Consider the following 10,461-nt stretch of genomic DNA (forward strand, 5'->3'; position numbering starts at 1 on the left):
GCCGTTATAAATTTTTTGACATCGCGATAAATTTGCATTTGGTCAACGTATACATGCACTATATCAAAAAGATTGGTGCTTGAGCAGTCCAAAAGCTTCCTTTGTTGAAAAAACATGAGGAAACAAGTATTATGTGCAGTTATACTCAGCGGTTTTACTACGCTGACTGCACATGCTCAAAATGCAGTATCGGGACAGGTTGCTGTGGATTATGTCCCACTATCAAATTATATACGCCCTGAAGATAGTGTTAAGACAGGTTCAAAGAGCGATTTTAGGAGAATACAGTTTAACCTGGAAGTTCCACTATCCACCAAAATAGACTCTTCTGGCAATATAAAACGCTGGTCCTGGAAGATAGGGGCAGCTTATGCAAAGATGGAAAATAGAGGGTATGAAGAACCCTTATTCCCGACTGAAATGCTCAATGCGGAAATGGGACTTCAATACCTGACCTCATTAAGGAAAAATTGGTCTCTATTGACTTTCGTCTCCGTTGGGATTTATTCAGACCTCGTTAAAGTAAATGGTAAGGATATATTGGGGCAGGGAGGTGTGCTTTTTATTAAAAAATTTAGACCGAATTTAGCGTTTGGATTTGGACCTGTATTGAGCAATAGCTTTGGCGTGCCAATGATCCTGCCAGGTTTGTATTTTGATTGGAAAACAAATGGAAAAGTGAAATTCAATGTGAATTTCCCGCAAGGTCTATCCGCATCCTATCATGTCAACGAATTGGTGGATCTTCGCGCTGTCCTTAATTTGGACGGGATGACTGCAGAGCGTGAAAAGAACGGAAAATCTATGTTAAGTGGTTTTATGCTAGTGACAGCCGGGCTTCAACCGCAGTTCAATCTGGGCAAGAACCTCAAGCTCCAACTGACAGGAGGTAGTACGTTGGCCAGATTGTATGTCGAAAATGATCGATCCTTAAAGAGTTTATTCAAGAATAAAACGCAGGAAGATCCCCGATTTTCACCGACTTTCTATACTTCCGTAGCATTTAAATGGAATATGCCTTAATCATCGGCTAAGGAGCTTCTTAAAAACAATATTTTGGAGAAGCTCCTCCCTTTTTGTGCGCGAGATTGGCAATTCTTGGTCCTGTATATATACTCTCCCTCCAGTAATGATGTCAATGTGGTTTACATTGACTAGGTAGGATTTGTGAATACGAAAAAAATGGTTGCCGGGTAATGCCTCTTCCAAAGCTAACATGGTTTGATGGATTGTAATTGTACGCTCTTTAAAGTGAAGTTTTGTATAATTTTGCATACTTTCCGCGTACAGAATATCTGTCCAGGAGATTTTAACAAAAGCATCCCCCTGTCTTACAAATAACATATTGTCATTCGGACTACTTTCCTGTAAGGGTTTGTTCCGCTGTAGAAAAAGCTGATAAGCTTTGGTGCTGGCCTGATAGAAACGCTGGAAAATTATAGGTTTGAGGAGGTAATCAACAGCTTGAAGTCTGAATCCTTCCAAAGCATATTCTGAATAAGCTGTGATGAAGATACATAAAGGCGGGTTTTCAAAGGAGTCTAAAAAGTCTATACCATTGAGATAGGGCATATTAATATCTAAAAAAATAAGATCTATATCGCCCTGCTGTAACCTCGAAGTTGCAGCTAGTGCTGAAGGAAATGTTTCCACTAAATCCAAAAAATCGATCTGCTCGGTCATTTCGGCAATATGTTGGCGCAGCATAGGTTCATCGTCTACGATGATACATTTCATTTTAATTTCTTCCATTGTCAATAGTTAGCTGTTAAGATCGATGGTCAGTTGTATAGTAAAACTGTTGTCAAGTTTATGGATTGTTAACGAATAGTTGTTTTCATATTGCAGTTCCAGTCTTTTTTTTACATTTTCCAGCCCTATGCCCGAGTGCCCAGTCGAAGCTAATTGCGGATAGTCCTGATAACTATTACTGATGTTGAATTGAAGTTTTCCTTCTTCCTCAACACAGGATAACGCTATGCCTCCTTTTTGATTTGGAAGACGGTTTACGTGTTTAAATGCGTTTTCGACAAAACAGATGAGCATCAATGGTGCAATATATAAATCCTTTGAAGATTGATTCCATGAACAGCTTACATCCAGTTCGTCGCCCCATCGCATTTTTTCTATGGCTATAAAATCCTGTAAATATTGCAGTTCGCGTGTTAAAAGTACGAGGGGTTGGTTGCACTCATAGAGCTGGTACCTCAGAATGTCCGAAAATTTCAGAAGCAAATAATCGGCCATTTCCACATTCTTTTTCATGAGGATATGAATATGGTTCAAGACATTAAACATAAAATGAGGATTGACCTGATCCTGTAAAAATTTCACCTGACTTTCAAGAAAATTCTGCTGCAATTGACCATGGATACGTTGAATATCTGCATGTTCCTGATAAAATCTAATTCCGCAGGCCGTACCATTGATCAGTAGGGAAGATGGAATTGCTTGATAGAAATGAGTGAGTATTAGCTCTGTCCGTTCATGGTTAGCTATTCCTTCTTTGGTGAGAATGAAATAGAAATCTATACTTCCAATTAAAATAGCTAAAATAACTACAAAAAGCACTGCTTTTAGTACAAAAGGTTTCATTTGTTGAGCCTTGATCGCTCGTGGTAGAACCCGGTCACTCAGCCACTGCGATACAATAATCGAAGAAGTCATGATTAGCGAGGTGTGCAATAACGCCTGGAGCGAATCGAACTCGCCTTTTATTTGAATCCATACAGCAAACCCAAGAACGAACCAAAAAGAAATGAGAAAAAGATGTTTATTTAAATAGTTTTTTTTGAACATATGACGATTAAAAAAAAATACCTTTGGAGCCTGATTCCTAGGTAGCTCCAAAGGTAAAACTTATTCATTGTTTTAGAAGATAAAGTAACCCAATCCAATGGAAAATGCCTGTGGTTTGGATTTAAAAGATTTATTAAGGTCAGAAAAACCGCGTTCATAACGAACATCGAGTGTAAATCGCTGAATATCGACTCCCAGACCGCCGGTAACTTGTAAGTTTGATTTATCAAAATGTTTCATTCCCTGTTGTATTGCTTTTAGAGGCGGCAAATTGTCGTTTAGCGTATAGCTGTAAATTGCACCAGCTAATACTCGGAAATTGATGTCCTGATTTTGGTAGATTTTGTAGCCTGCAACGACGGGGATATCAATCGCATTCCATTTGAGTTTGCTTTCGGTTTGCCCTTGCGGTTTAAGGGCTGCTTTGCGTTTATTGAAAAGAGCTTCACCCTGGATATAAGCTCTTCCAAGATTAACTCTTGCCATACCCCCTACGTGTAATCCTATGGCATATTTGTCGTCTAAGTCTGCTAATTCGGTATTGAGTTTGTTGAGACTACTTCCCCCTTTAATACCCAATTGAATGAAAGGTTGCTCCTGAGCAAACAGTTTTTTGCTAAACATCATGGCAAATAATACGATGCATGATAAAATTGCGTTTTTATTCATTTTATATTGTTTTAATTTGTCCAAAAGAACAAAGGATCAATTCCTTGGCAAAAAGAGTTTGACGAACGGCATTTTTGGAGTGACGAAGGTTATTATAGGAATGATTAGCCTGTCAAGATTTCTATTTGTTTGTCAAGATTTCTGGCTTAAGCGTATTTTTTGTAGGATTGATGGGAAAAGGTCTATTATTTTTTTTAACTTACAAGATAGATTTTGTTTGGTCAATTGTGTTGTACAAATAATCGATTTCATGAAAAATCCGTTGAAGCGGACGTTTTCCTTTTCCTATCTGGTATGGCCGTTTTGTCTGCTTATACTAACATCCTGTTCTAAAGAAGGACTTAATTCACCAGGAGGTCTAATAGATCCCGGTTTTAAAGCTGTCAACTTACAAACCGGAATCAAGGAAAATGTGATTCCGATCAAAGCGGATTTATGGTATGTGTCCTATGTCAAAGATGTCCTTACAGGAGAAATATTGAAAGATTCCACTGGAAAAAAGCTCAAATTGGAGCTTACGGGCTCGATTGGAGTTGACGGTGGGTGGCTACAGTTGGAAAAAACAATTAACAACGAGCTTAAATTGACCTTATTGGAAAATTTTAGTGATCAGCCCAGGAGTTTTGCCATTGGCATATTGTCAGCGGATAAAATGGATGAAGTGAATTTTATTCAAACTAGGGCTGATGGATATGAGCTGGTCAAAAAAGAAATCAAAGAAGTGAAAGAAAGCCGGAAAATCTATGTCAGTACCGAAGGGTGTACTGCGATGAATCTGGTAAATAGCTCAAATCGAGAGCGAAAAGTCGATATCACTGCCATTTTTAAGGACGTAAAATATAGTTCCGAATTCATAAGTGACAGCTACGGTGCTTTTGACTGGCTCAATAAAACAGATTCTACGATTTTCATGGATGAATTAATGGTAAATGGTGGAGTTCGCTGGCAAGGTAAAGTTCCTTACAGCAGAGGCAAAACTTTTGAAAATTATATTAAATCTGGAGATAAACAAGAATTGCTGCTCAAACCTAATGCCCAGATGACCGTGAGAGGTGAATTCAAATACCTCGAAAGAACTTGCAATTATATCTTCACCATTAAGAATAAAACATCCGGGCACGAATTCCAAGTGATGGGTATCTGGAAGCAAAAAGTTCCGCTGACCCCACGGACTATTTTGCAATAAGATTATTTATTCTATTGAACTAGCGATGTAGGCATTTACTTTCATGAGGCGTGTAGTGCATGGTTTTCTGTTTTGTAGAATACCTTGAAATTTTTCGTTAGTTTGGTTCTTTTAACGAGAGACTAAAAGTAAACTTCTTTTGCATTAAAAAGCTATAAATAGTAACAATAAAAGTGCAGAAAATTTGTGATGGAGTAGGATACCAAAGAAATTGCTCAACAAATAACTTTAACAGAAGGTAATTTATCAATAAAGAACCGAGATTGGAGAATACATATCTACCTAACATCGTATAAACCGTAAATCCTAGAACTTGACAAATATATAAATCTGCTTACCTATAGCGGGTAGATGATCGACAAATTGTTGAATTGAGAAAAAATTAGGATTACATCGCTATCTTTTCTTATACTTGCATTAAATTAGATTTATTCTAAATAACTGTGAAAAGCGAAAATACGATAATTGTTGATTTTAAGACTCCCAATGATTTTGAGGTCCTTTATGGGAATACTTCCGAACAGTTATTCAATATTATTTTCAAACAAGTAAGAGACCACGCAATCACAGAAGAGCTTGTACAGAATATTTATCTCAGACTTTGGGAAAGAAGGTTTGAAATCCAACTATCTATCCCTATACAACATTATTTGAATCGTGCTGCTAAACTCGCAGCTTTAGATTACCTCAAAACCAATAATCGTCGGAACATACATCTTAAGCAGCTTTATATTGAGCAGGAAGAGAGCGATAATGTCACTGAGAAAACTGTCTTTTTCAGGGATTTAAAGAAGAGGATCCATGCAATAACCGATCAGTTACCTCCCAAGTGCAGAACAGTTTTTGTTATGAGCAGAGAACAGGGGCTTAATACCCGTACGATTTCGCAACGTTTGTCGATCGCTGAAAAGACTGTTGAAGCACATCTGACCAAAGCTTTGAAAGCGATCAAAAATAGTATCGATCGAAAAATATAAAAAAATCAAAACAGACTAAGGGTATTAGGTACTTTGGCCAACTATACTAATAAAGGGGCTATAATTAGATAATTGACGTTTCCTTTGAAAAATTGATATAACAACAATACGTATTACACAAGAGCTGTATTTTGGAAATTAACCCAGATATTTTAAAACGATATAATGAGCATACGGCCAGCGAAGCCGAACGCAAAGCAGTTGAAGAATGGCTCGATGATCATTCAGTTGAAACTAGTATTATCCCAACGAATGAATTGTATGCCATGAAAGCATCTGTATGGGATCGTGTTCACGAAAATATAATAGGAACAAATGTAGTCAAGCTTGTGGGGACACGGAAAAAAAGTGACTACCTTCCGTTGACAGGGGCTCTTGGATTACTATTACTAATAGGTTTAATCTGCCAACAATGGACTTCACGCGATCAGCGCTACTCCGATGCTATTGTCATTACTTCTGCCCAGGGTGATGTAGAGATTTTGGACGACCACTGCAGATTACAATTTTCGGGATACCTTCAGGTCTTCAACCGTTCATCTAAAGTTAAATCAATTGAATGTAGCAACGGCGAGAAATACACCTTGGCGCCGGGCGAGACCTATTATCTGGAAACCATCGATGGCAAACATTCTATTGTACAAGAAAGCAATCTTTCACCAGAAGATAATTGTTCGCGTTTCATCCGCGGTGACGTGAAAATATATGCGGGAAAAGCTAAAAACAATGTGTAAAATTTACAGATTTCGAATCACAAATTACGCTATTTTAACGATCTGTCTGCTCGCTCTCTTTTTGGCGGCTTGTAATAGTCCGTCAAATAGTAAGATAAATAACGATAATGGATTGATTGTGATCGGAACGCGTGTGAATACCCCCAAAGGGCGGATGTTCTATTTGGGAGCCTATCGGGATATACCCCAAAAAGTTGATCCTAAAGATATGTTGCTCTTGGGGCGCGAAAATGCGATATATTCCTATGGCGAGCATCCTTACATTTGGGATGGTATCTCTGCTATGCTGAGGAAGTATCATGTAGATAAACAGATGAAGATAACGGCGACTGACTCTATTCATTTCAAAAGCTTAGTTAACAGTGAATCGTTTGGTTCGTTAGCCTTTATTTCAGAGGAAGAGGCTTATGCATTCTTTCTTGCCGACGGAAAGATTATCCAGTTCAATCCAACTACAATGCATGTTGCTGCATCTTTAAACGTACAACCACTTCCGAAGGGAAAAGCTACAGAGGTCAATACAAACACCTATTATTCCTTTGTAACGGACGATCATACCGTACTATTGCCTATAGGAACAAATCCCAATAGCTTTGCTAAATTTCCGACCAATGCCCAGGTTGCTGTTTTCAATTACAAGGGAAAGAAAATACAGTATACAAGTGATTCACGTATGTCGTTAGGGTATAATAATTTTGCTGTGGATATTTTGAATGGCGACCTGTATTACAGACCTTCTAAGTATATTGCTCGAGCACAGGATTATTCACCTGTAGTAGATTCACCGCCAACAGGAGGATTGTTGAAAGTTCAGAAAGATGGGAACTTTGATACGGACTTCTTTGTCGATCTTCAGAAAGTACTTGATGCGCATGGTATCGTGTCGGTTATTTATATCAAAGGTAAAGATGTGCTGGTGCAGTATATTGAAAAGGGATGGAGAGTTCCAGAAGATCCCGGGGCCTGGTTTAACTACCCGACCAAATTGGCGGTGGTTGATTTGCATAAAATGACCTATAAGGATCAACCTCTTTTAGAGAAATATGGAACCATTTATCCAGTGGGTGAGGTGAATGGTAAACAATATTTTTCCAATTTCGGAGCGAAAGATGGTACCTATCATTTTCTTGAACAGGATGATGGTCAAATTTTCAAAACTAGAATAGAGGCTCTTGGCGGAAGTGGTATCTATATCGCCCGTATCAGATAACGATAAAATATTTGTCGAATAATTGAAATGCTGTTTGCTAACAGCAATGGGAATGTTATTGACTGGTATTTTCGTTTAGTGTAAATATTTATTGTTGTATATATATTATTCATGTTTTTTTATTTTTTCAGTTATGAAATCAGTTTTATCAATTTTCTTATGTTGCATATTATCCTTTGCTGCCACGGCGCAAACGCAGGACAAAGTCAAAGGAAAGATTATGATATCCGAAAGCATTCCGGCAAAAGATGCACTATTGAGACTCCTGAATACGGCCTACCAGACTAGGACCAATGCCGCTGGTGAATTCTATTTTAATGATGTACCTCCGGGAAAATACATTCTTCAGGCCTCTGTCAATGACGTGGAGATTATCCGTGAAAATATCAGTATTAGGGAAAATGCAGACAACCTACCTGTCATTTATGTGATCAAAAAAATGAACAATTTAGATGGGGTAACCGTGTATGGATATAAAAGAAACAAATTCTTGGATCAGGATACAACAATGATTGCCAAGATGCCACTATCTTACATGGAAAATCCGCAGGCATATACCAGCATCAACCAAACGATCATGAAGGAGCAATTGACTACTGACGTTTCTGATGCATTGCGTAATGTACCTGGTATGATTAAGATGCAGGGTAGTCCTGGTCGAGGTAGTGGCGACGGTAGCTTCTATTACAGTTTGCGGGGATTTCCAACGAAGGTTTCTATGGTGGATGGCGTTCCCGCTACGACAAATGGGGAGATTGATCCAGCAGATATAGAACGTATAGAAGTAATCAAAGGACCAGCAGGAACCTTGTATGGTGGTGCCGTGACTTCTTTTGGCGGATTGATTAATGTGACGACAAAGAAGCCCCGTGACTATTTTGGTGGCGAAGTAGCCTATACATTTGGAAGTTTTAATCTCAATCGACTGACTGCCGATGTCTATGGTCCTGTAGATCGCAATAGAAAAACACTATTTCGATTGAATAGTGCTTATCAATATCAGAATGGATTTAGGGATTCCGAATTCAGAAAATCATTCTTTGTCGCGCCAACGTTCAGTTATCAGGTCAGTGACCGTTTGACATTTAACCTTGGAGCACAAATCTATAATTACGAAGGTACTAATACGCCGATTATCTTCTTGAGCAGAAACCGCCAATTTTTTGCCAGAACACCGAAAGAATTAGGTTTTGACTGGACAAGATCCTATTCTAATAACGATATGACATTGAAAGCTCCGGCAATTAATATCAAAGGTGAGATCAATTATCGGATATCAGATACCTGGACTTCCCAAACCATTATCTCCAGAAATTTTCGTAAAACGGAAGGCCTTTATCAGTATCAGTTCATCCGCGGGAATACCAGTGATGCTTTGCTTGAGCGCAACGTGCAATGGAACAATTCTGAGGCTGCTTCAACAAGCATACAACACAATCTCAATGGTACATTCCAGTTGGGAAGCATTAAAAATAAACTGCTAATTGGAATTGATTATCTCAATCAGTCCTTACGTAATAACCATTCACCTATCGTGAAGTACGATACCGTAAATGCCCAAAATCTGACAAGTGGCTATGGTTTTATTTCCCGGGAACTGGCAACGGCAAGTATTCAGAAATCAAAAGGCAATATGATCAGAACCTACGCATCTAACAATGTTTATGGCGCTTATATCTCCGATGTTGTCTACCTGACAGATCGCTGGACTACCCTTTTAAGTCTGCGTTTAGACCATTTTGATTCCAGAGGACAGCTCAATCTGAATACGAACGTTCGTGATGGAGAATATAAACAAACAGCTTTATCCCCCAAATTTGGTATGGTCTATCAGTTGGTAAAGGAGCAGCTTTCAGCTTATGCGAATTACATGAATGGCTTTAGTAATGTTGCACCTGTTGACAATAAAGGAATTGTAGGCTATAGTAATATTTTAAAGCCGCAAATGGCTGGACAATGGGAGGCGGGATTAAAGGCTAATCTTTGGAAAAATCGCTTCAACATGACTGCATCTTATTATGATATCACGGTGAATAATATGAGCAGGGATATTGAAGTTACCCAGGATGGACAATCTGCTATTGTCACGATCCAGGATGGAGAACAACGTAGTAAAGGTGTTGAATTTGAACTGATCACTAACCCGGTGAGAGGATTAAATATTATGGCCGGATATACTTACAACGATAGTAAATTTCAGAAAGCTGATGCTTCAGTTGAAGGGCGAAGACCTGCATCTGCAGGACCGGCAAATGTCTTTAACTCTTGGCTTAGCTACGTATTTCAGAATAGAACCCTTCATGGATTTGGAATCGGACTTGGTGTTAACCGTGTCGGTGAGCAGATTACTGTAGATCAAGAAGCGACAGGGCGGTTCACCTTTCCGGCATACACGCTGGTCAATACATCTCTTTTTCTGGAAAGAGATAAATATCGATTTGCAGTGCGTATGAATAATTTGAACAATAGCGAATATTTTGCAGGACAGGGGGTAATCGTGGCTCAGATGCCACGTAATTTTGCTGTGCAGCTCAGCCTGAGGTTTTAACTAGACCATAAAAAAGCCACATAATCTGCTGTGGCTTTTTTATGATCTGCTTAATAGCTATACAATGTCTTATTTGACTTGTGTAATTGCCCCGTTAGTCACGCTTCCCCAATTTGTAAGACTTCCATAAACAATTAATTTAGACTTGCTGTTGGCAAATTCTACCTTTCCACTACCATTAATAGTCAAGTTACCGTATACGACAACTTCACCGTCAATAACCATTTTACCATTGATAAATGAAGTGGATTTTGATCCGACAGTTCCCTGAGAAAGTGAACCTTTTACGCTCAATATGCCACTCCCGTTCACGGTAAAGGTTCCACCAATAACGCCTG

The 10,461-nt window shown here is 38.8% G+C and carries 11 protein-coding genes; 6 read left to right on the plus strand and 5 right to left on the minus strand.

From position 1 onward, the window contains the following. Positions 1-114 precede the first annotated feature (114 nt). Positions 115-1,023, plus strand: a complete 909-nt coding sequence (locus AAW12_RS00585; protein ID WP_046671685.1) for a DUF6268 family outer membrane beta-barrel protein — start codon at positions 115-117, stop codon at positions 1,021-1,023. On the opposite strand, the gene AAW12_RS00590 is transcribed toward AAW12_RS00585, so the two are convergent. The 3 genes from AAW12_RS00590 to AAW12_RS00600 form a co-directional block, all read right to left on the minus strand. Further along, positions 1,024-1,752 (minus strand): LytR/AlgR family response regulator transcription factor, encoded by a 729-nt coding sequence (locus AAW12_RS00590; protein ID WP_046671686.1) that lies wholly within the window; start codon positions 1,750-1,752, stop codon positions 1,024-1,026. Between the two features lie 9 nt (positions 1,753-1,761). Further along, on the minus strand, positions 1,762-2,667 hold the full coding sequence (locus tag AAW12_RS00595) for a sensor histidine kinase (RefSeq protein WP_197083949.1): 906 nt from the start codon (positions 2,665-2,667) through the stop codon (positions 1,762-1,764). A 204-nt stretch (positions 2,668-2,871) separates the two neighbouring features. Further along, a complete protein-coding gene (locus AAW12_RS00600; RefSeq protein ID WP_046671688.1) occupies positions 2,872-3,468 on the minus strand; it encodes a porin family protein in 597 nt (198 codons plus the stop codon). A 250-nt stretch (positions 3,469-3,718) separates the two neighbouring features. On the opposite strand from AAW12_RS00600, the gene AAW12_RS00605 reads away from it, so the two are divergent. Continuing rightward, positions 3,719-4,654 carry a hypothetical protein gene (locus tag AAW12_RS00605; protein WP_156167483.1) on the plus strand — a complete coding sequence of 312 codons (936 nt, stop codon included), beginning with the start codon at positions 3,719-3,721 and terminating at the stop codon, positions 4,652-4,654. A gap of 97 nt (positions 4,655-4,751) precedes the next feature. Here the strand turns inward: AAW12_RS00605 and AAW12_RS26790 are convergent, their stop codons facing one another. Beyond that, on the minus strand, positions 4,752-4,943 hold the full coding sequence (locus tag AAW12_RS26790) for a GtrA family protein (RefSeq protein ID WP_084823031.1): 192 nt from the start codon (positions 4,941-4,943) through the stop codon (positions 4,752-4,754). A 154-nt stretch (positions 4,944-5,097) separates the two neighbouring features. Between AAW12_RS26790 and AAW12_RS00610 the strand changes: the two genes are divergently transcribed. The 4 genes from AAW12_RS00610 to AAW12_RS00625 all read left to right on the plus strand — a co-directional run bounded on the left by AAW12_RS00610 (position 5,098) and on the right by AAW12_RS00625 (position 10,123). Next, positions 5,098-5,631 (plus strand): sigma-70 family RNA polymerase sigma factor, encoded by a 534-nt coding sequence (locus AAW12_RS00610; protein WP_046671690.1) that lies wholly within the window; start codon positions 5,098-5,100, stop codon positions 5,629-5,631. A gap of 131 nt (positions 5,632-5,762) precedes the next feature. Beyond that, positions 5,763-6,365 carry a hypothetical protein gene (locus tag AAW12_RS00615; protein WP_046671691.1) on the plus strand — a complete coding sequence of 201 codons (603 nt, stop codon included), beginning with the start codon at positions 5,763-5,765 and terminating at the stop codon, positions 6,363-6,365. Then, on the plus strand, positions 6,358-7,575 hold the full coding sequence (locus tag AAW12_RS00620) for a hypothetical protein (RefSeq protein WP_156167485.1): 1,218 nt from the start codon (positions 6,358-6,360) through the stop codon (positions 7,573-7,575). The genes AAW12_RS00615 and AAW12_RS00620 overlap by 8 nt, the downstream gene beginning before the upstream one ends. 133 nt (positions 7,576-7,708) lie before the next feature. Beyond that, the gene (locus tag AAW12_RS00625) at positions 7,709-10,123 is read left to right on the plus strand and encodes a TonB-dependent receptor (protein WP_046671693.1); all 2,415 of its coding nucleotides are present in this window, start codon (positions 7,709-7,711) and stop codon (positions 10,121-10,123) included. Between the two features lie 69 nt (positions 10,124-10,192). On the opposite strand, the gene AAW12_RS26430 is transcribed toward AAW12_RS00625, so the two are convergent. After that, the coding region (locus tag AAW12_RS26430; RefSeq protein WP_046671694.1) for a hypothetical protein at positions 10,193-10,461 on the minus strand (269 nt) is incomplete at its 5' end.

The sequence above is a fragment of the Sphingobacterium sp. Ag1 genome (assembly GCF_000988325.1).
Lineage (GTDB): Bacteria > Bacteroidota > Bacteroidia > Sphingobacteriales > Sphingobacteriaceae > Sphingobacterium.